Raw genomic sequence first — 19,562 nt, 5'->3', positions numbered from 1 at the left:
GCGCCTCAGCTCAGCTTGAGATGCCGGCTGATCAGGGCGCGCAGGGCCGCCGGCTTGACCGGCTTGGACAGGTAGTCGAGTCCGGCGGCGTGCACCTGCGCCACCAGTTCCGGCCGCGCGTCGGCGCTGATCACCACGCCGGGCAGCGGCCCGCCGAGACGGGCGCGCAGCCAGGCCATCAGCTCGGTGCCGGTCTCGCCGTTGTCCAGGTGATAGTCGATCAGCGCCAGTTGCGGTCGCGTATCGTTCGCCAGCAGGCGCTCGCATTCCTCGCGGTTGCGTGCGGTGAGCACCTGGCAGCCCCAGCGGCTGAGCAGGCTGTCCATGCCGGCGAGGATGCTGTCCTCGTTGTCCACGCAGAGCACCTGGGCACCGTTCAGCTGTGCCGGTGCTTCGCTGCGTGGCCTGGCGGGCTCGGCGCCCGGCGCCGGCTGACGGGCCAGTGGCACGCGGACGCTGAACACGCTGCCCTGGCCCGGCCAGGAACGCACTTCCAGGCGATGGCCGAGCACCTTGCACAGGCGGTCGGCAATCGCCAGACCGAGGCCGAGGCCCTTTTCGGCGCGGGTCTGGTGGCTGTCCAGGCGCTTGAACTCTTCGAAGATGACCTTCAGCTTGTCCGCCGGAATGCCCGGCCCGCGGTCCCACACTTCCAGCCGCAGGTGTCCCGCCTCGCGGCGCACGCCGAGCAGCACGTGGCCCTTGGCGTAGCGGAAGGCGTTGGTCAGGAAGTTCTGCAGCACCCGGCGCAGCATCTTCATGTCGCTTTCCACCCGCAGGCGGCTGCCGCGCAGATGGAAGTCGATGCCCTGTTCCCGGGCCAGCGCCTTGAACTCCACGCCCAGCGCGTCGTACAGGCTGGATAGCGGGAAGGCCGTGCGCTCGGCGATGACCCGGCCGCTTTCCAGACGCGAAATGTCCAGCAGGTCGGTGATCAGGTCCTCGGCGGAGCGCAGCGAGGAATCGAGATGACGCACCAGGTCGCTGGCATCGGGCGGCAGCGCCTCCTGATGGGAAAGGGCGGCGGAGAACAACCGGGCGGCGTTCAGCGGCTGCATCAGGTCGTGGCTGACCGCGGCGAGGAAGCGGGTCTTCGACTGGTTGGCGGCCTCGGCGGTGCCCTTCGCCTCGATCAGTGCCTGGTTCAGTTTCGACAGCTCGTGGGTCCGTTCCTGCACACGCTGTTCGAGGCTTTCGTTGGATTCCTTGAGCGCGTGCTCGGCATCGCGGAACGCGGTGATGTCGGTGAAGCTCATGACGAAACCGCCGCCGGGCATCGGATTGCCGATCAGCTCGATGACCCGTCCGTTGGGGAACAACCGCTCGGAGGTGTGCGGCGTGCCCTGGCGCATCCAGTACAGGCGCTTGGCCACGTGCAGATCCGGGTCGCCGGTGCCGCACAGGCCGCGCTCGGCGTTGAAGCGGATGATGTCGGCGATCGGCCGGCCGACGTGGATCAGCCCCTCGGGGTACTGGAACAGCTCCAGGTAGCGGTGGTTCCAGGCCACCAGGCGCAGCGACTGGTCGACCACGCTGATGCCCTGGGTGATGTTCTCGATGGCGCCCTGCAGCAGCGCGCGGTTGAACTGCAGCACTTCGGAGGCTTCGTCGGCGATCTTCACCACGTCCTCCACCTGCATCTCGCGGCCTTCGATGGCGGCCTTCACCACCGCCCGCGCCGAGGATGCGCCGAGCACGCCAGCGAGCAGGCGCTCGGTATGCGCGATCCATTCGATGTCGGCGTTCTGGCTGGGGCTGAAGCTCTTGCCCTGCTGGTAGGCGAAGCGCACGAAGCTCTGCCGCGCGCGCTCCTCGCCGACGAAGCGGGCGGCGAGCATCAGCAGGTCGTCGAGCTGCACGGCGAGCATCGAACGCGAACTGACGCGCGGGGAAATCTCCTGGCCGATGAAGCGGCTGGCCTGCCAGTGCTCGGAAACCCGCGTGCGGGAGAAAACCGAGACCAGGCCGAACAGCGCGAAGTTGCCGATCAGCGAGATCAGTACGCCGAGGGTCAGCGGTTCGAAGCTCGGGCCGAGAGGGTAACCGGTCAGCCAGGTCAGGCCGGGGAAGTTGTCCAGCGGCCAGCCCAGGCCGCGGGCCACCACCGGCACCACCAGGGTGTAGCCCCACAGCGCCGAGCCGGCCGCCAGCCCGGCGAACACGCCGCGGCGGTTGGCCTGCTTCCAGTACAGCGCGCCGATCATCGCCGGGCCGAGCTGGGCGATGGCGGCGAAGGCGATCTGGCCGATGGTCGCCAGGCTGGCGGTGGAGCCGAGCAGGCGGTAGGAGACGTAGGCGAGCAGCAGGATCAGCACGATGCTGACCCGGCGCACGGTGAGCAGCCAGTGGCGGAACGCTTCGAACGGCTGCGCGTCCTCGGCGCCTTTGCGACGCAGCAGCCACGGCAGCAGCATGTCGTTGGAAACCATGGTCGACAGCGCCACGCTGGCGACGATGACCATGCCGGTGGCGGCCGAGGCGCCGCCGATGAACGCCAGCAGGGCCAGCGCCGGATGCGCCTCGGCCAGCGGCAGGCTGATCACGAAGGAGTCCGGCATCACTCCGGCGGGCAGGTACAGCTGGCCGGCGAGGGCGATCGGCACGACGAACAGCGCGGCCAGCACCAGGTAGGCGGGAAACACCCAGCGCGCCAGGTCGAGGTCGCGCGGCTTGATGTTCTCCACCACGGTGACGTGGAACTGCCGCGGCAGGCACATGATCGCGGTCATCGCCACGCCGGTCTGCAGCAGCATCGCCGGCCAGTGCACGGTGTTCTGCCAGTACTCGTCGAGCTGCGGGGCGTTGCGGGCCTTTTCCAGCAGGTCGCCGAAGCCGTCGTAGAGGCCGAAGGTGACGAAGATGCCGACGGCGAGGAACGCCGCCAGCTTGACCAGCGATTCGAAGGCGATGGCCAGCACCATGCCGCGGTGGTGTTCGGTGACGTCCAGGCTGCGCGTGCCGAAGACGATGGTGAACAGCGCGAGGATCAGCGACACCAGCAGCGCCGTGTCCTGCGAGCGGGTGCCGGTGGAGTCGGGGCCGGCGCCGATCAGCAGGTTCACGCCGAGGACGATGCCCTTCAGCTGCAGGGCGATGTAGGGCAGCACGCAGACCACGCAGATCAGCGCCACCACCACGGCGAGCGCCTGCGACTTGCCGTAGCGCGCGGCGATGAAGTCGGCGATGGAGGTGATGTTCTCCTGCTTGCTGATCAGGATCATTTTCTGCAGCACCCAGGGCGCGAACAGCATCAGCAGCACCGGCCCGAGGTAGATCGGCAGGAACGACCAGAGCTGCCCGGCGGCCTGGCCGACCGCGCCGAAGAAGGTCCAGCTGGTGCAGTACACCGCCAGCGACAGGCTGTAGACCCACGCCCGCAGGCGCGGCGAGAGGGGCGCGCGGCGGCGGTCGCCATAGAAGGCGATGGCGAACAGGATGGCCATGTAGAGGAGGGCGACCGTGGCGATCAGCCCGCTGGACAGCGACATGTGGACTCCAGTGCCGGGCGCGTGCGGAAAGTCTGGTTGATTCGCAAGTTTCGCACCAAAGCGCGGGGATGTCAGAGAAGTGCTACCAAGGTCTCAGGACGCGCGCTGCGCCTGCTCTTGGTAGGAGCCAGCTTGCTGGCGATCCCGGACTCGCCGGCAAGTCTGGAGTCGCCGGTTAGCTCGGATGATCGCCAGCAAGCTGGCTCCTACAGGTCCTCTGCCCGGAGTTGATCCAGGCCATCTCCGCGTGGCGATGCCCTTGAGCCACCCCCTCCATGCTGGTAGCGTGCCGCCATTTCGCCGCGGCTCCGTCTGTCGATTCGTCATGGGCACACGGCACTTACGGCATGCCGCTACGCTCTGAAAAGGGCGCGTGTGCGAGGAGGGCGCTTCATGTTCAGACCGTTACCCATCACCCTGCAGCGGGGCGCCCTGCGCCTGGAGCCCATGGTGGAAGCCGACGTCCCGGAGCTGGTGGCTCTGGCCGACCTCAATAGCGAGGCCCTGCAGTACATGAGCGCTCCGCAGCGGCCGGACTGGTATCGCCAGGGCATCGCCGAGCAGCGTGAGGGGCGGGAACTGCCGCTGGTGGTGCGGCTGGGTAACCAGATCGTCGGCACCACGCGCTTCATGGACTTCCTGCCGGCGCTGCCGGCCTGCGAGATCGGCGCCACCTGGCTGGACCAGGCCCAGCACGGCAGTGGCCTGAACGCCAGCATCAAGTACCTGATGCTGCGGCACGCTTTCGATAGCTGGAAGATGGTCCGCGTGCAGATGACTACCGCTGCCAGCAACCTGCGCGCGCAACGCGCCATCGAGAAGCTCGGCGCGGTGCGCGAAGGCGTGCTGCGCAACCATCGGCGCCTGGCTGGCGGGCGTCTCGACGACACCGTCCTGTACAGCATCACCGACCATGAATGGCCGCAGGTGAAGGCCAGCCTGGAGGCCGGCTTCAGCGGCTGACGCGTTCGCGCTAAGCTGGGCGGCTTCCCTCCGGGGCGAAGGAGCCGCATGAACACCGCCGCAATGGAACAGACCCGCTTCTGGCGCGCCGACGAACTCGGCGGCGTCGAGCTGCTGCACGCGCGTTATATCGAGCAGCGTTTCGCGCCACACGTGCACGAGGGCTACGTGTTCACCGTGATCGAACGTGGCGCCCAGCGCTTCCACCATCGCGGCAGCGAGCACCTGGCGCCGGTGGGCAGCATGGTGCTGATCAATCCGGACGAGGTGCATACCGGCTCCAAGGCCCATGAAGAGGGTTGGTTGTACCGCGGTTTCTACCCGGAGATCGCCCAGGTCACCACGGTGCTGGACGAACTGAATCTCGGCCGTGGCGGCCTGCCGTCGTTTTCCGCCAGCGTGCTGCGGGATGCCGAGCTGACCCGGACCTTCGCCACCCTGCACCAACTGCTCGACTCCGGCGGCGCCGCCCTGCAGCAGCAGACCTGCTGGCGCGAAGCCCTGCTGATGCTGTTCCGCCGCCACGCACGGATTCCCGATCCGCCGTCGGCCGGCCGTGAGCCACGGGCCGTCGCCCAGGCCCGCGAACTGCTCGCCGCGCGCCTGGTCGAGCCGCCGTCGCTGGAGGAACTGGCGGCAGCCGTGAATCTCTCGCCGTTCCATTTCGCCCGGGTATTCCGCAAGGCCACCGGCCTGCCGCCGCACGCCTGGCTCAAGCAGCGCCGCCTGGAGCAGGCGCGGGCCCTGCTGAAGGAGGGTTGCGCTCCGTCGAGCGTGGCGATGCAGCTGGGCTTCGCCGACCAGAGCCACCTCAGCCGCCAGTTCAAACAGGCCTATGGCGTCGCTCCCGGCGAGTACCGCATGGCCTGCGCAAGATCGTTCAAGACGGCGCCTGCCTGATCTTCTAGGCTGCGGGGCAAAGGAGGCTCCATGTCCCGCAAACAGTTCTTCTCCCGTGGCGTTCGCGACAGCGTACCGATGGTGGTCGGCGTCGCGCCGTTCGGCATCATCTACGGCACCCTGGCCAGCGCCGCCGGCCTGTCGCTGCTGCAGACCGTCGGCATGTCGCTGCTGGTCTATGCCGGTTCGGCGCAGTTCATCGTGGTCAGCCTGCTCGGCGCTGGCGCCGGCGCGCTGGTGATCCTGCTCACCACGCTGATCGTCAATCTGCGCCACGTGCTCTACAGCGCCACCCTGCAACCGCATGTCACCCATCTGCCGCAACGCTGGCGGGTGCCGCTGGCGTTCTGGCTGACCGACGAGACCTTCGCCGTGGTCCAGCGCTATTACCTGGTGCACGGCGATACGCCGCAGGGCCAGTGGTACTGGCTGGGCGTGACCACCGCGCTGTATGCCTGCTGGGTAAGCAGCTCGCTGGTCGGCGTGCTGTTCGGCCAGGCGCTGCCGAACCTTGCCGGCTGGGGGCTGGAGTTCGCCATGCTGGCGACCTTCATCGGCATCGTCGTGCCGCTGCTGCGCAATCGCCCGCAGATCGCCGCGGCGTTGGCAGCCGGAGCGACGGCGCTGCTCACCTACGCCTGGCCGTACAAGCTCGGGCTGATGGCGGCGGCCTTCGCCGGCATCACGGTGGGTGTGCTGCTGGAACGCCGACAGACCAATGGGGAGGGCGTGTGATGGAGTACTGGCTGCTGATCCTCGGCATGACGGCGATGACCTTCCTCATGCGCTACAGCCTGTTCGCCTGGCCGAGCCTGCGTTTCCCGCCGGTGGTGCGCCAGGGCCTGCACTACGTGCCGACCGCCGTGCTGACCGCCATCGTCGTGCCAGGCATGCTGCTGCCGGATGGCGAGCACTGGGCGCTCAGCCTGGACAACGCCTACCTGCTGGCGGGCCTCGCCTGCATCGCCATCGCCGCGCTCACCCGGCACCTGCTGGCGACCATCGGCGGCGGCCTGCTGGTGTTCTTCCTGCTGCGCTGGATGCTGGGCCAGTTGCCGCTGTAGGGCGGAGGGCGGCAGCCGGGATGGCTGCCGCTTCCGTCGTGCCGCAGGCGTTCGGTCAGAAACTGACCTGATAGCCCAGGGTGAAGGTGCGGCCACGTCCCGAGAAGAACTGGTCGTCACGGGTGGTGGCGGCCTGCGAGTAGTAGGTGATGTAGTCGCGGTTGAGCAGGTTCTCGACGCCGAAGCTGACTTCGCCCAGCGGCAGTTTGTAGCCGAGCGAGGCGTCCACCAGGCTGTAGCCGTCGAAGTCCAGGCCGGGGGTATCGAAGCTGCGGCTGGCGTAGTAGTTGGCCTGGATGTGGCTGTTCAGCTTCTCGGTCCAGTTGGCTTTCCAGGCGAGGGTGTAGCGATCCGGCGGGATGTTGGCGCCGTCCAGGTCGGTGTCCACGTGGTCGTCGCCATCGGTATCCGACTGCCCGTCGATCTGCGAGTAGGCAGCCTGCAGGCGGTGGGCATCGTTGACCTGCCAGCCGGCGGTGGCTTCCATGCCGTTGATCTCGGTGCGTTCGCGACGGACCTGGAACACGCCACCGACATTCTCCAGACGCGAACCGAGGTCGGAGTCGGACTCGTAGAAGCTGATCTCGAAGTCGACCGGTGCCCAGTTCAGGCGCAGGCCGATCTCGCGGTTGTCGGTGACCACCGGTTGCAGGTCGAGGAAGGAGTCGACGCTCAGGTTCGGCCGGTTGATGCCGCGCAGTACGCGGCCCACGTCCGGCATGCCGAAGCCTTCGGAATAGTTGGCGAACAGTTGCGCCCAGTCGGTGGCCTGGAACACGACGCCGAAGTTGTTCAGGGTTTCGTTGAACTTCGGCTTGCCGCCCTCGACGCTGACGCCGCCAGGAGGATTGGTGGTGGAGGCGATGGTGCGGAAGGAGTCGACTTCCAGTTCGGCGAACTCGCGGCGAATGCCTGTGTGCAGGGTCAGGCGCTCCACCGGGCGGATCTCGGCCTGGAGGAAGGGCGCGTAGTTCTTGAAGACGGTCTCCGGCACCCACTCGCGATCGGTTGCGATCAGCATCTGCCTGGTGGTGTCCTGCAGCAGGTCGAGGCCGCCGGTGAGCTTGAGCTTGCCGTCGAACATGTCGTCGCGGCTCAGGGTCAGCTTGCCGCCGTACTTGTCCGACTCGTTCTGCGACTGGTCGAACAGTTGCCCGGTGGGGTCGATGCTCGGGTCCTGGAACGATGGCAGGATGCCGCCGCCGAAACGGGCGCGGAAGCGCTGGCTGTAGACCTGCGCGGTGAAGCGGTTACCGCCGAGGTCGGAGTTGTTGTAGGTCAGGCTGGTGTTGAGCACCTCGTTTTCCGGTGCCTCGCCCAGCGGGTCGCCACGGCGCGAGGTGGCCGGAATGCCGGCAGCGCGGTCGCCCGGCACGTTCACGTAGTCGTGATTGCCTTCGACCTCGAAGCGGTTGACCATCAGCTCGACGTTCTGCACCTCGTCCAGCCAGTAGCCGAGCTTGAACATGAAGTCGGTGGCGTCCGAATCCATGATGTCGCCCTGGGTGTCGTCCACGCCGATCAGCTCGCCGTCGGCATCGTAGAACATGCCGCGGGTCTGGCCGCTGACCGCGGCGAGGTAGTCCAGGTTGCCCTGGTTGCCTTCGACCCGGTAGTCCAGCTTGTAGCCCATGCCGTTGCTGTCGAAGTCGTCCGAGGCTTCCAGGCTGGCGCCGACGTGCTGGCGCACTGCGCCGGCGGTCGGGCGGCGGGTCACGTAGTTGATGATGCCGCCGGTGGCGCCCAGGCCGTGCTCCGCGCTGGCGCCGTAGATCACTTCGATGCGCTCGACCATCGACAGGTCGATGGTGTAGCCCTCGCGGGAGCTGTTGCGCAGCGGGGTGGACTGCGGCACGCCATCGATCATCACCAGTGCCTGGCGGCCACGGAAGGTCTCGCCGGAGCTGGTCATCTTCTGCCGGCTGGGCGAATAGGAGGGGATCAGGTTGCTCAGCACCTGGCCGTTGTCGCTGGTGATGGCCAACTGTTCCTCGATCTGCTCGCGGGTGATGATGGTGATCTTCTGCGGGGTCTTTCCCGCCACGCTGTGGGAGCGCGTCGCGCTGACGGTCGTGGCCTCCATTTCCACCGCATCTTCATCGGCTTGCGCGGCGAAGGCGGGACTGGCCAGCACGGCCAGGGAGACGGACAGGCAAAGGCGGGATTTACGGAACATCTGCAAAAGCTCCAGTACTGCGGGGATGCGATTTCGGAAGGGGCGCAAATCTAAGCAAACGTAAATGAAATGTAAATTGCTAATGCTTACTATTAATCAGTAATTCTTATTTTAACTTTCCTGCTCCCTTCTGGTGACGAAAGTCGGCTATTGCGATGGGGCGAGTGGGAGAAAAGTGAACGGGAAGTGTGGCCTCGGCGTTGGGTGCCGCAGTCCAATAACCGCTTGGCAATCCGCTTTCGACAGGTACAAGGACGATGACCCAACACTCGCAATTCGCCCTGCTGGGCAAACAGCGTTTCCTGCCTTTCTTCATTACCCAGTTCCTCGGCGCATTCAACGACAACGTGTTCAAGCAGTCGCTGGTGCTGGCGATCCTCTATCACCTGAGCGTGAGCGGCGATCCGAACCTGCTGGTCAACCTCTGCGCGCTGCTGTTCATCCTGCCGTTCTTCCTGTTCTCCGCCCTCGGCGGGCAGTTCGGCGAGAAGTACAACAAGGACGCACTGATGCGTGCCCTGAAGCTGGCCGAGGTGGTGATCATGCTGGTCGGCGCGGCGGGCTTCCTGCTCGGCAGCCTGCCCCTGCTGTTCCTCGCGCTGTTCTCAATGGGCACCCACTCGGCGCTGTTCGGCCCGGTGAAGTACTCGATCCTGCCGCAGCATCTGCGCGAGGACGAGCTGGTCGGCGGCAATGCGCTGGTGGAAATGGGCACCTTCCTCGCGATCCTGATCGGCACCATCGGCGCCGGCATGCTGATGTCGCGCCAGTCCTATGCGCTGGCGGTGTCCGCCTGCGTGGTGCTGGTGGCGATCTGCGGCTTCCTCGCCAGCCGCGGCATTCCGCGCGCGGCGGCGGCGCTGCCGGAGCTGAAGCTCGACTGGAACATCTTCCGCCAGTCCTGGAGCATCCTGCGCATGGGGCTCGGCCAGCGTCCGGCGGTGTCGCGCTCGCTGGTCGGCAACTCGTGGTTCTGGTTCCTCGGCGCGGTCTACCTGACGCAGATCCCGAGCTACGCCAAGCAACTGCTGCACGGCGACGAGAGCGTGGTAACGCTGATCCTGACGGTGTTCTCGGTGGGCATCGCGCTCGGTTCGATGCTCTGCGAGAAGATGTCCGGCAAGAAGGTGGAGATCGGCCTGGTGCCGTTCGGCTCCATCGGCCTCAGCGTGTTCGGCATCCTGCTCTGGTGGCATTCCGGCGATTTCCCGCAGGCTGCCCAGCCGCATGACTGGCTGGCGGTGGTGGCGCACCCGCAATCCTGGGCGGTGCTTGGCGACATCCTCGGCATCGGTGTGTTCGGCGGTTTCTACATCGTGCCGCTGTACGCGCTGATCCAGGCGCGCACCGAGGAAGACAAGCGCGCGCGGGTGATCGCCGCGAACAACATCCTCAACGCATTGTTCATGGTGGCCGCGGCGATCGTCTCGATCCTGCTGCTGTCGGTGGCCGGGCTGTCGATCCCGGAGCTGTTCCTGGTGCTGTCGCTGATGAACGTCGCGGTGAACGTGTACATCTTCAGGATCGTGCCGGAGTTCACCATGCGCTTCCTGGTCTGGCTGCTCAGCCATTCCATGTACCGCGTGGATCATCGGAATCTGGAGGCGATCCCCGACGAAGGGCCGGCGGTCCTGGTGTGCAACCACGTGTCCTTCGTCGACGCGCTGCTGATCGCCGGCTCGGTGCGGCGGCCGGTGCGCTTCGTCATGTACTACAAGATCTTCCAGCTGCCGGTGCTCAACTTCATCTTCCGTACCGCCGGCGCGGTGCCGATCGCCGCGCGGCACGAGGACGAGCGCATCTACCAGCGGGCCTTCGAGCGGGTCGCCGAATACCTGAAGGCGGGCGAGGTGGTGTGCATCTTCCCCGAGGGCAAGCTGACTGCGGATGGCGAGATGAACGAGTTCCGCGGCGGGGTGGAGCGGATCATCGAGGAAACCCCGGTGCCGGTGGTGCCGATGGCGCTGCAGGGCTTGTGGGGCAGCTTCTTCAGCCGCGATCCGGCCAAGGGCTTCTTCAAGCGCTTCTGGTCGCGGGTATGTCTGGTGGCCGGCCAGCCGCTGGCGCCGGAGCAGGCCAAGTGCCTGTACCTGCGGGAGCAGGTGGCTGGTTTGCGCGGTGATGCGCGCTGAAACGAAAAAGCCCCGGACGATGCCGGGGCTTTTCTTGCCGGGAGGCGAGGTTCAGATGACCTGAACTTCGTCAGCCTGCAGGCCTTTCTGGCCGTTGACGACCACGAAGGAAACCTTCTGGCCTTCCTGCAGCGATTTGAAGCCGCTGCCCTGGATGGAGCGGAAGTGAACGAACAGGTCGTTGCCGCTTTCCGGAGTGATGAAGCCAAAGCCTTTGGCATCGTTGAACCATTTGACGGTGCCGGTTTGACGATTCGACATGGAATTACACCTTGAACTGAGTGAATTGCGGTGCGGGAAATCCGCGCCAGTTCTGAGTTGCAAGGTGAGATCGAAACCACGGCGATGGGGGAATCCACCACATCAGGTCACGAAACACGGTGACCCAAGCAAGCACAGTGACGGCAGCATACCCAGAGTTGCTCGGGAAAGCGACAGTGTTTCGCAAGTTCTGTGATCAGTGGCTGAGCTTGAGGCCGACCAGCCCGCAGAGAATCAGTGCCACGCTGAGCAGGCGCACCGGCGCCATGGACTCGCCGAACAGCAGGATGCCCACCAGCACGGTGCCGACCGCGCCGACGCCGGTCCATATCGCATAGGCGGTACCCAGCGGCAGTTGCTTCATGGCCAGGCCGAGCAGACCGAGGCTGGCGACCATGGCCAGGATCGTGAGCAGGGTAGGGATGGGGCGGCTGAAGCCTTCGGTGTATTTCAGGCCGACAGCCCAGGCGACTTCGAGCAGGCCGGCGAAGAACAGGATGATCCAGGACATGAGTGCCTCCGAAACAGGGATTGAGTTCAGGGCCGTCCCCGTTGAAGCACCAGAAGGGTGGTGAGGTCGTCCTCACGTTGCGCAATATTTTGCACATTGCGCCAGGCAAGGCAAGCGATCGGCCTTGCGGGCGGCCCCGGCTGGCGCCGGGACCGCTCTCGTGCGGGTCAGATGCCCTGGGGGATTTCCTCGCCGCCGAGGGCTTCGAACAGCGCCGGCAGGAATTCGCTGAAGGTCAGCATCATCAGGGTGAAGCTGGCGTCCAGTTGGCCGAGGGCGTCTTCGCCGCCATCCTGTTCGGCCTGCTCCTGCAGCAGGTCTTCGAAGCGCAGGCGCTTGATGGCCAGCTTGTCGTCGAGGATGAAGGACAGCTTGTCCGACCAAGCCAGCGACAGTTGGGTGACCAGCTTGCCGGAAGTCAGGTGCAGCTGGATTTCCTCACTGGTCAGGTCCTGGCGCTTGCAGCGCACCACGCCGCCGTCCTCATGGGTGTCGCGCAGCTCGCACTCGTCGAGGACATGGAAGTCGCCGGCGGCTTCCTGGGTCTTGACCCAGTCGGTGAGGGTGGCGGTCGGCGCGACCTTGACGCTCAGCGGACGCACCGGCAGCGAGCCGATAGCTTCGCGCAGGGTGGAGAGCAGGTCCTCGGACTTCTTCGCGCTGGACGAGTCGACCAGGATCAGGCCGAGGTTCGGGGCGATCGCGGCGAAGGTCGCGGAGCGGCGGATGAAGGCGCGCGGCAGGAACGTCTGGACGATATCGTCCTTGAGCTGGTCGCGCTCCTTCTTGTAGACCTTGCGCATCTGCGTGGTCTCGATTTCATCGACCTTTTCCTTCAGCGCATCGCGGACCACGCTGCCCGGCAGGATGCGTTCTTCCTTGCGTGCGGAAATCAGGAAGAAGTCCTGGCTGGCATGCACCAGCGGCGCGTCGGGGCCCTTGCCGAACGGGGCGGTGAAGCCATAGGTGGCCAGTTCCTGGCTGGCGCAGGGGCGCGCCGGTTTGCTGGCCAGGGCTTTCTCGAGGCTATCGGCATCGATCTGCAGATCCTGGGTGAGGCGATACACGAGCAGATTGCGGAACCACATGACGGTCGGACTCCCGGACACAAAACACGCATTATTCCGCTCGGCGGCGCCAAGGCCAACCCCGTTCGAGCCATCTCGGGAATTTCCTAAGCCTTTGGAACATCTGAAAATTTTTTTCGCCCGGGGGCTTGCCAGAGTGAATCCGGCTCCGTAGAATGCGCCCCACTTCGAGAGTGAAGGGTGATTAGCTCAGCTGGGAGAGCATCTGCCTTACAAGCAGAGGGTCGGCGGTTCGATCCCGTCATCACCCACCAATCTCGCAAGTCCGACGCAGCGGTAGTTCAGTCGGTTAGAATACCGGCCTGTCACGCCGGGGGTCGCGGGTTCGAGTCCCGTCCGCTGCGCCATATTCGAAAGCCCTCAGGCAGAAATGCCTGGGGGCTTTTTCATTTCCGCCGCGCTTTGCCGGCGTGCCGCTTTCCTTCCTATCCCGTTAATTTTTCTCGGGTTCCATATCGGAACTTCCCGCCTGCCTCCGGTTCATATAGCCCATAGCCACTGGCCGTAGGGGCCTGATAAGCTCGCGGCTTCATCGAACATGCCTGCACGGCGGACAGACAAGGAAATCAGCATGAAACAACATCGGTTGGCTGCGGCCATTGCACTGGTCGGGCTTGTTCTGACCGGTTGCGATTCGAAGACTGAAATTGAGCTCAAGACCCCGGCCCAGAAGGCCTCCTACGGCATCGGCCTGAACATGGGCAAGAGCCTGGTCCAGGAAGGCATGGATGACCTGGATTCCAAGGCCGTCGCCCAGGGTATCGAAGATGCCGTCGGCAAGCAGAAGCAGAAGATCACCGATGAAGAGCTGACCGAAGCCTTCACCTTCCTGCAGAAGCGTTCCGAGGAGCGCATGGCCAAGAAGGCTGAAGACTCCGCCAAGGCCGGCAAGAAGTTCCTCGAAGACAACGGCAAGCGCGAGGGCGTGGTCACCACCAAGTCCGGCCTGCAGTACGAGATCGTCAAGAAGGCCGACGGCGCACAGCCGAAGCCGTCCGATGTGGTGACCGTGCACTATGAAGGCAAGCTGACCGATGGCACCGTCTTCGACAGCTCCATCCAGCGCGGCAGCCCGATCGATCTGCCGGTGAGCGGCGTGATTCCGGGCTGGGTCGAAGGTCTGCAACTGATGCACGTGGGCGAGAAGGTCAAGCTGTTCATCCCCAGCGAGCTGGCCTATGGCGAGCAGAGCCCGAGCCCGGCGATTCCGGCCAACTCCGTGCTGGTCTTCGACCTCGAACTGCTCGGCATCAAGGGCCAGGAGCAGGACCAGGCCCAGCCTGAGCAACAGAACAACTGAGTACTTTCGTACCAGTTGCAACGCCCCGTCCCTGACGGGGCGTTTTCATTTCTGGCGCAGGCAGCTTCAGAATGCAGATTGACCGCGCGGTCTCGAAAGAGGCGAGCGCGATGGCAATGTTACCGTTATGCACATTTTTGTCGCAGGTCGCTTTGTCGGCCCTGCTTGACAGGACCGGCGCCATCGAATAGGTCACAAATGCATGATTTTTAAAGATTTTATTGTGCTGGACAAAAAATGTTCGATTTGTCTCGAGGCCCCCTGAGATGGGGGTTCCGGCTATGTCGGAACAGACTTTCAACAGAGTTATCCACAGCTTGGGTGGATAACCCGGCAGATGCCCGCCCCGTGCGGGAGAGCGAGGTAGCTGGATGAAAACTCCGCCTGGATTCGATCGTTATCTGGCCCTGGCTGGGAAATTCCTTTCTCGCGGCCGCTTGCCGGCATTGCTGCTGGCGGTGGCGCGCAAGAGTGCGCGGATGAAGCTGGTCCGGTCCGACCTGAACCTGCTGCAGGAGTTGCTGGTGGCCTGGGTGCGTGGCCAGTACCGTGGCCTGAATTCCACCGCGGTTTTGTCCGTGGCGGCTGCCTTGCTGTATTTTCTCACCCCTGTGGATGCGATCCCGGACTGGATCCTGGCGTTCGGCCTGCTCGACGATCTGGCGGTGCTGGCCTGGGTGGTCCGTCGCTGGCAGTCGGAACTGGATGCGTTCAAGGTCTGGCGCGACAACCAGAGCGCGGAAGTGCGCGCATCCCTGAAAACCCTTCCGCTGCCGGAAAAGGTCGAACGAACCTGATCCGGCAGCGGCAATTCCATACGGGCAAGCGGCCGGAGTTTCGCGAACCACGGGCCGGGGCCGTTGTCCGACATTCTCGCGCTGCACGCGTAGGCGGCCAGACGCTGTTTCATGGTCGATACTGAACGTGCAGGGCATGCCAATTCAGACGGTCCCGTAGCTGTCAGTGACGGCTTGCAAGGAGTGTTGTCATGAACGTTCAAGTGATCACGCGTGACGGCGAAGCAGAGTATGCCGTTCTGCCCTGGGCAGACTACCAGGCGTTGCTGGCAGCGGCCGGCGTGAAGGCGGCGCAGCCTGCTTCTTCCACCATCGGTGCGGTTGCGGCCGACGCCAGTTCCGACTGGCGCGGGTTGCGCGAAGCGCGCGGCTATTCGCTGGAGCACGTGGCGCGCTCCGTGGGGATCAGCCCGTCCTACCTGGAACTGATCGAAAAAGGCGAACGCGAGGCCAGCGAAGCCATCCAGCATGGGTTGCGGCGGGCCCTGGGTGTGACTGCGGGGTCCGGCTCTTGAGCGTACACATCAGCCGTAGACACTGGCAGGGTCTGCTGGAGGAGCTCGAGGACGCCCGGCGCCAGCGTCATCTGCTCACCTACCGTGCCCTGATCGAGCGGCTGCAGTTGCCGACGCCGGCCATGACCACCCTGACTGCCGCCCTGGAACATCTGGCCGCCCTCGATGCGCGTGCCGGACGGCCATTGCGCAGTTCGCTGGTGATCAGCCAGGGAGCGAGCCGTCTGCCGCGCACCGGGTTCTTCGAGTGTGTGGAGCGTCTTGGGCGTTTTTCCGGGGCGCCTGATGGACCGGCCGCCGCCGGTTGGCATGCCTCTGAAGTGGTCCGGGTGTTCGAGTTCGATTATCCGGTGGATTTGTGAATGGCGATGCTCAACGAGCGCTTCTGGCGCCTGCGCGCCCAGGCGGGCTACACCGTGGCGCGACGCCTGATGGGCTGGCCCTGGCTGGTCAGGCAGCCGCGCGCCTGGCAGTGGATGCAGGGGCAGTTCGCGCGCATGGCGAATCTTGGCGATCTGCCGGCACAGAGTTTCTACGGGCACCTGCTGCTGTTCCGCGGGCAGGGCTTCGGCGCCCGCGAGGAAGGGCTGCGCCTGTTGCGCCTGGCCGCGGTAGGCGGTGACGCCAAGGCCGCCTATCAACTGGGTGTCCAGGCGCTGGCAGGGGACACCCGCGCAGCGGCGAGTGCCGTCGAAGCGGCCCGTTACTGGGAGCAGGCGGCAGAGGCGGGACATCCGCTGGCGGCGCGCAAGCTGGCGGAACTGTACCGCCAGGGCGGCCCTGGCCTGGCGCCGGACGAGGCTCAGGCGGCGCGCCTGGATCAGCGCGCGGGCCAGTTGGGGCTCTGAGTAAAACCTCCTTTGCTGGCGTTCCCGTAGGGCGGGTGCAACCCGCCATGGCGCTATGGTTCCTGCATGTTGGCAGGTTGCACCCGCCCTACAAAAAAGCGGTTCATCGCGGATTATCAGGGAAGCCAGGTAAGGCGGGTGAAACCCTCCGGTCCGGAAGAGTCATGACGGGTTGCGCCGCCCCGCAAAAAAGAAGGGCCGGTGGTTAGCCGGCCCTCTTTTTTGCATGACGTCCGCTCAGTGCTTGGCGACTGCGGAGTCGAGGTTCAGGTAGTCGATCAGGATGTGCCCGGACTCGGTCAGGTAGGCGTCGTCCTGCGGTTTGGTCTTGCTGTCGTCGTCCGGCAGGGCGTTCTCGTCTTCCTTCTTGAGTTCCTTCAGCGGTTCCTGGCCCTTGGACTTGCGCAGGGTGTTCTCCATCGCCAACTGGCGGTTCTCGATGCTGGTCTGCTGGGCGCGGCGCTTGGCTTCGTTGAGGGTGACGGTCTTCTCGCGCATCAGCTCCTGGGCCAGGGCCAGGCGCTCACGGGCATAGACGAAGTCGGCATTGCTCAGGGTGCGTGCGTCGTGGCGGCTGCGCAGCTGTTCGAGGAACGGCCGGAACGGGTTGGCTTCCACTTTCACCACCGGACGGATGGTGTCCCACGGCATCGAGTCGGGCAGGGCGCTTTCGCCGATTTCCTTGTCGTCGACGATGGACGGGTAGGTGATGTCCGGGATCACGCCCTGGTGCTGGGTGCTCTGTCCGGAAACCCGGTAGAACTTCGCCAGGGTCAGTTTCAGCTCGCCATGGTTGAGCGGCTGGATGGTCTGCACCGTGCCCTTGCCGAAGGTCTGCCCGCCGAGGATCAGCGCGCGGTGGTAGTCCTGCATGGCGCCGGCGAAGATTTCCGAGGCGGAGGCGGACAGGCGGTTGACCAGCACGGCCATCGGGCCGGTGTAGAACGCGTTGCCTTCGTCGTCGTCGAGCACGTCGACGCGGCCGTCGCTGTTGCGCACCAGCACCGTCGGGCCCTGGTCGATGAACAGGCCGGTCAGCTCGGTGGCTTCCTGCAGGGAGCCGCCGCCGTTGTTGCGCAGGTCGATGACGATGCCGTCGACATGCTCCTTCTGCAGCTCGCCGATCAGTTTCTTCACGTCACGGGTGGTGCTCTTGTAGTTCGGGTCGCCGGAGCGATAGGCCTTGAAGTCGAGATAGAAGGCCGGCACGTCGATGATGCCGAGCTTGTAATTGCGGCCTTCGTGGTCGATGTCGATGACTGATTTCTTCGCCGCCTGGTCTTCCAGCTTCACCGCCTCGCGGGTGATGGTGACGATCTTGCTGGTCTGGTCGTTCGGCGCATTGCTGGCCGGGATGACCTCCAGGCGCACCTGCGAGCCTTTCGGGCCGCGGATCAGCTTGACCACTTCGTCCAGGCGCCAGCCGACCACGTCGACTATCTCGTCCTTGCCCTGGGCGACGCCGATGATCTTGTCGGACGGGGAGAGCTGCTTGCTCTTCTCCGCCGGACCGGCCGGCACCAGGCGGACGATCTTCACGAAGTCGTTGTCGCTCTGCAGCACCGCGCCGATGCCTTCCAGCGACAGGCTCATGTTGATGTCGAAGTTTTCCGCGCTGTCCGGCGACAGGTACTGGGTGTGCGGGTCGTAGGTCTGCGCGAAGGCATTGATATAGGCCTGGAAGATGTCTTCGCCGCGAGTCTGCTCCAGGCGCATCAGCTGGTTCTTGTAGCGCTTGGTCAGTTGTTCCTGGATGGCCTTGTCATCCTTGCCGGAGATCTTCAGACGCAGAACCTCGTCCTTCACCTTGCGCCGCCAGAGGTCGTCGAGCGCCGTGCTGTTCTTCGCCCAGGCAGCTTTCTCGCGGTCGATTTCGAGGGTTTCGTCGGCCTTGAAGTCGATCTTGTCGACGCCCTTGCCAAGCATCGCCAGGGCGAAGTCGAGGCGCTCCTTCACCCGGTCGAGGTGGCGCTTGTACATGGTGAAGCCGGGGTCCAGCTCGCCGGTCTTGAGGAAGTCGTCGAACTGGGTGCGCCAGGGCGCGAACTCCTTGATATCGGCGGCGGTGAAGTACATCCGCGCCGGATCGAGGTTTTTCAGGTAGCTGTCATAGATCTTCGCCGAGCGCTCGTCGTTCAGCGGCGGCTTGCTGTAGTGGTGCCGCTTGAGCAGCTCCACGATGTTGAGGCTGGCGATCACCTGCTCCCTGTCCGGCTGCAGGCCGCTCCAGGCGTTCGGGCTGGAGGTGGCGGCGAACGACGTCAGGGCGGTCGCGCCAAGGACGAGCAACAGGGCGGTGCGGGGTAAAAATCGCTTCATGCTGATTCGACTGAGGGGAAAGTTATGACGCATATTAGGCCGTGTTTGCCGGCGCCGGGTTCACTCGACAGCAGGAATCGGCGCGAAGAGAAAAATTGGCCCGCCGCATGGGCAGGCACCTGGGAATCACTATGGAGGCAGCGTGAAAGCATTGCAAGGCATCGACGGACAGGTTGCATGGGGGGAGCGTGCCGCTCCGACCTGCGGGGCCGGGCAGATACGCATAAAGGTGGTGGCAGCGGGCCTGAATCGCGCCGATCTGCTGCAGAAAGCGGGGCTTTATCCGCCTCCGCCGGGGGCCAGCGACATCCTCGGTCTGGAGTGTTCCGGAGTGGTCAGCGAGGTCGGGGCGGGCGCGGCCTGGCAGGTGGGTGATCGCGTCTGCGCGCTGCTTGCCGGCGGCGGCATGGCCGAAGAGGTGGTGGTCGACGGGCGGCATGCGCTGCCGGCGCCCGATGGACTGTCGCTGGCGGAAGCGGCGGCGCTGCCGGAGGTGTATGCCACGGCCTGGCTCAACCTGTTCCAGCTCGCCGCGCTGCAGCCGGGCGAGAAGGTCTTGCTGCATGCCGGCGCCAGCGGCGTCGGCTCCGCCGGCATCCAGCTGTGCAAGGCGTTCGGCAACCCGTGCTGGGTGAGCGTGGGCTCGGCCGAGCGGCTGGCCTACTGTGAATCCCTCGGCGCCGAGGGTGGTGCCCTCCGCGGAGAGAGCCTGCAGGACCTGCGCGATTTCGCGCCGTTCGACGTGATTCTCGACCCGGTCGGTGCCAACTATGCGGCGCTGGACCTGGAACTGCTGCGACTGGACGGCCGCTGGGTGATCATCGGCCTGATGGGCGGGCGCAAGGCCGAACTCGACCTGGCCCAGGTGCTGGGCAAGCGCATCCAACTCATCGGCTCGACCCTGCGTACGCGCAACGACGAGTTCAAGGCGCAGTTGATTGCCGATCTGCGGGAAAAGGTCTGGCCGCTGTTCGCTGCCGGCAAGCTGAAGCCGCAACTGGAGCGCAGTTTCGCCGCCAAGGATGCGGAAGCCGCCTTCGAAGCACTGGCCAGCAACCAGGTGCAGGGCAAGGTGGTGCTGGTGCTGGATGAAAGCCTGGGCTGATGCCCCTCGGGCGACCTTCATTCCTCTCCGGGAGTCGTAGGGCGGGTGCAACCCGCCACGCCCTTGCCCTTGATACGGCGGGTTGCACCCGCCCT

General features: G+C 65.2%; 17 protein-coding genes and 2 tRNA genes. 13 read left to right on the top strand and 6 right to left on the bottom strand.

What is annotated here, in order from left to right; all coding sequences use genetic code 11:
- Positions 1–5: 5 nt before the first annotated feature.
- Complete coding sequence (locus JFY56_RS18555; protein WP_208315438.1) at positions 6–3,488, bottom strand: PAS domain-containing hybrid sensor histidine kinase/response regulator; 3,483 nt, start codon at positions 3,486–3,488, stop codon at positions 6–8.
- 393 nt (positions 3,489–3,881) lie between these two features.
- Between JFY56_RS18555 and JFY56_RS18550 the strand changes: the two genes are divergently transcribed.
- Genes JFY56_RS18550 through JFY56_RS18535 form a run of 4 tightly spaced genes read left to right on the top strand, consistent with a single transcriptional unit; the run spans position 3,882 to position 6,415 of the window.
- On the top strand, positions 3,882–4,451 hold the full coding sequence (locus JFY56_RS18550; protein ID WP_208315437.1) for a GNAT family N-acetyltransferase: 570 nt from the start codon (positions 3,882–3,884) through the stop codon (positions 4,449–4,451).
- Between the two features lie 48 nt (positions 4,452–4,499).
- Positions 4,500–5,351: an AraC family transcriptional regulator gene (locus JFY56_RS18545; RefSeq protein ID WP_208315436.1), complete on the top strand. Its 852-nt coding sequence runs from the start codon at positions 4,500–4,502 to the stop codon at positions 5,349–5,351.
- A 30-nt stretch (positions 5,352–5,381) separates the two neighbouring features.
- Complete coding sequence (locus tag JFY56_RS18540; RefSeq protein ID WP_208315435.1) at positions 5,382–6,086, top strand: AzlC family ABC transporter permease; 705 nt, start codon at positions 5,382–5,384, stop codon at positions 6,084–6,086.
- Positions 6,086–6,415 (top strand): AzlD domain-containing protein, encoded by a 330-nt coding sequence (locus tag JFY56_RS18535; RefSeq protein WP_208315433.1) that lies wholly within the window; start codon positions 6,086–6,088, stop codon positions 6,413–6,415. The genes JFY56_RS18540 and JFY56_RS18535 overlap by 1 nt, the downstream gene beginning before the upstream one ends.
- A 55-nt stretch (positions 6,416–6,470) precedes the next feature.
- Here JFY56_RS18535 and JFY56_RS18530 read toward each other — a convergent pair whose 3' ends face one another.
- A complete protein-coding gene (locus JFY56_RS18530) occupies positions 6,471–8,591 on the bottom strand; it encodes a TonB-dependent receptor (RefSeq protein ID WP_208315432.1) in 2,121 nt (706 codons plus the stop codon).
- A 257-nt stretch (positions 8,592–8,848) separates the two neighbouring features.
- Between JFY56_RS18530 and JFY56_RS18525 the strand changes: the two genes are divergently transcribed.
- Positions 8,849–10,723: an MFS transporter gene (locus JFY56_RS18525; protein ID WP_208315431.1), complete on the top strand. Its 1,875-nt coding sequence runs from the start codon at positions 8,849–8,851 to the stop codon at positions 10,721–10,723.
- A 51-nt stretch (positions 10,724–10,774) separates the two neighbouring features.
- Here JFY56_RS18525 and JFY56_RS18520 read toward each other — a convergent pair whose 3' ends face one another.
- The 3 genes from JFY56_RS18520 to rdgC all read right to left on the bottom strand — a co-directional run bounded on the left by JFY56_RS18520 (position 10,775) and on the right by rdgC (position 12,583).
- The gene (locus tag JFY56_RS18520; RefSeq protein WP_208315430.1) at positions 10,775–10,984 is read right to left on the bottom strand and encodes a cold-shock protein; all 210 of its coding nucleotides are present in this window, start codon (positions 10,982–10,984) and stop codon (positions 10,775–10,777) included.
- 196 nt (positions 10,985–11,180) lie between these two features.
- Positions 11,181–11,495, bottom strand: a complete 315-nt coding sequence (gene sugE / locus JFY56_RS18515) for a quaternary ammonium compound efflux SMR transporter SugE (protein ID WP_208315429.1) — start codon at positions 11,493–11,495, stop codon at positions 11,181–11,183.
- 167 nt (positions 11,496–11,662) lie between these two features.
- A complete protein-coding gene (rdgC, locus tag JFY56_RS18510; RefSeq protein ID WP_208315427.1) occupies positions 11,663–12,583 on the bottom strand; it encodes a recombination-associated protein RdgC in 921 nt (306 codons plus the stop codon).
- A gap of 178 nt (positions 12,584–12,761) precedes the next feature.
- Here rdgC and JFY56_RS18505 point away from each other — a divergent pair.
- The 7 genes from JFY56_RS18505 to JFY56_RS18475 all read left to right on the top strand — a co-directional run bounded on the left by JFY56_RS18505 (position 12,762) and on the right by JFY56_RS18475 (position 16,043).
- Positions 12,762–12,837: transfer RNA gene (locus tag JFY56_RS18505), tRNA-Val, on the top strand.
- Between the two features lie 16 nt (positions 12,838–12,853).
- Positions 12,854–12,930 (top strand) — tRNA-Asp (locus JFY56_RS18500).
- Between the two features lie 224 nt (positions 12,931–13,154).
- Entirely contained in the window at positions 13,155–13,883 is a 729-nt protein-coding gene (locus JFY56_RS18495; RefSeq protein WP_208315425.1) for an FKBP-type peptidyl-prolyl cis-trans isomerase, read from the top strand.
- Positions 13,884–14,254: 371 nt separating this feature from the next.
- Entirely contained in the window at positions 14,255–14,680 is a 426-nt protein-coding gene (locus tag JFY56_RS18490; protein WP_208315423.1) for a YkvA family protein, read from the top strand.
- A gap of 191 nt (positions 14,681–14,871) precedes the next feature.
- Complete coding sequence (locus JFY56_RS18485; protein ID WP_208315421.1) at positions 14,872–15,195, top strand: helix-turn-helix domain-containing protein; 324 nt, start codon at positions 14,872–14,874, stop codon at positions 15,193–15,195.
- A complete protein-coding gene (locus JFY56_RS18480; RefSeq protein ID WP_208315419.1) occupies positions 15,192–15,557 on the top strand; it encodes a hypothetical protein in 366 nt (121 codons plus the stop codon). The genes JFY56_RS18485 and JFY56_RS18480 overlap by 4 nt, the downstream gene beginning before the upstream one ends.
- A 6-nt stretch (positions 15,558–15,563) precedes the next feature.
- Positions 15,564–16,043 (top strand): SEL1-like repeat protein, encoded by a 480-nt coding sequence (locus JFY56_RS18475; protein ID WP_208315616.1) that lies wholly within the window; start codon positions 15,564–15,566, stop codon positions 16,041–16,043.
- Between the two features lie 237 nt (positions 16,044–16,280).
- Here JFY56_RS18475 and JFY56_RS18470 read toward each other — a convergent pair whose 3' ends face one another.
- Positions 16,281–18,362, bottom strand: a complete 2,082-nt coding sequence (locus JFY56_RS18470; RefSeq protein ID WP_208315412.1) for a carboxy terminal-processing peptidase — start codon at positions 18,360–18,362, stop codon at positions 16,281–16,283.
- Positions 18,363–18,504: 142 nt separating this feature from the next.
- Between JFY56_RS18470 and JFY56_RS18465 the strand changes: the two genes are divergently transcribed.
- Positions 18,505–19,467, top strand: a complete 963-nt coding sequence (locus JFY56_RS18465; protein WP_208315410.1) for an NAD(P)H-quinone oxidoreductase — start codon at positions 18,505–18,507, stop codon at positions 19,465–19,467.
- The last annotated feature ends 95 nt before the right edge of the window (positions 19,468–19,562 follow it).

Source organism: Pseudomonas schmalbachii, assembly GCF_017589465.1.
GTDB classification, from domain to species: Bacteria; Pseudomonadota; Gammaproteobacteria; order Pseudomonadales; family Pseudomonadaceae; genus Pseudomonas; species Pseudomonas schmalbachii.
Note: the sequence above shows the minus strand (reverse complement) of the source record. Positions and strands in the feature narration are given on the sequence as shown.

What these genes read in the sequence shown, in the direction of transcription:
- JFY56_RS18555 (WP_208315438.1), bottom strand. Translation starts at nt 3,488, where the DNA reads ATGTCGCTGTCCAGCGGGCTGATCGCCACGGTCGCCCTCCTCTACATG.
- JFY56_RS18550 (WP_208315437.1), top strand. Translation starts at nt 3,882, where the DNA reads ATGTTCAGACCGTTACCCATCACCCTGCAGCGGGGCGCCCTGCGCCTG.
- JFY56_RS18545 (WP_208315436.1), top strand. Translation starts at nt 4,500, where the DNA reads ATGAACACCGCCGCAATGGAACAGACCCGCTTCTGGCGCGCCGACGAA.
- JFY56_RS18540 (WP_208315435.1), top strand. Translation starts at nt 5,382, where the DNA reads ATGTCCCGCAAACAGTTCTTCTCCCGTGGCGTTCGCGACAGCGTACCG.
- JFY56_RS18535 (WP_208315433.1), top strand. Translation starts at nt 6,086, where the DNA reads ATGGAGTACTGGCTGCTGATCCTCGGCATGACGGCGATGACCTTCCTC.
- JFY56_RS18530 (WP_208315432.1), bottom strand. Translation starts at nt 8,591, where the DNA reads ATGTTCCGTAAATCCCGCCTTTGCCTGTCCGTCTCCCTGGCCGTGCTG.
- JFY56_RS18525 (WP_208315431.1), top strand. Translation starts at nt 8,849, where the DNA reads ATGACCCAACACTCGCAATTCGCCCTGCTGGGCAAACAGCGTTTCCTG.
- JFY56_RS18520 (WP_208315430.1), bottom strand. Translation starts at nt 10,984, where the DNA reads ATGTCGAATCGTCAAACCGGCACCGTCAAATGGTTCAACGATGCCAAA.
- sugE (WP_208315429.1), bottom strand. Translation starts at nt 11,495, where the DNA reads ATGTCCTGGATCATCCTGTTCTTCGCCGGCCTGCTCGAAGTCGCCTGG.
- rdgC (WP_208315427.1), bottom strand. Translation starts at nt 12,583, where the DNA reads ATGTGGTTCCGCAATCTGCTCGTGTATCGCCTCACCCAGGATCTGCAG.
- JFY56_RS18495 (WP_208315425.1), top strand. Translation starts at nt 13,155, where the DNA reads ATGAAACAACATCGGTTGGCTGCGGCCATTGCACTGGTCGGGCTTGTT.
- JFY56_RS18490 (WP_208315423.1), top strand. Translation starts at nt 14,255, where the DNA reads ATGAAAACTCCGCCTGGATTCGATCGTTATCTGGCCCTGGCTGGGAAA.
- JFY56_RS18485 (WP_208315421.1), top strand. Translation starts at nt 14,872, where the DNA reads ATGAACGTTCAAGTGATCACGCGTGACGGCGAAGCAGAGTATGCCGTT.
- JFY56_RS18475 (WP_208315616.1), top strand. Translation starts at nt 15,564, where the DNA reads ATGCTCAACGAGCGCTTCTGGCGCCTGCGCGCCCAGGCGGGCTACACC.
- JFY56_RS18470 (WP_208315412.1), bottom strand. Translation starts at nt 18,362, where the DNA reads ATGAAGCGATTTTTACCCCGCACCGCCCTGTTGCTCGTCCTTGGCGCG.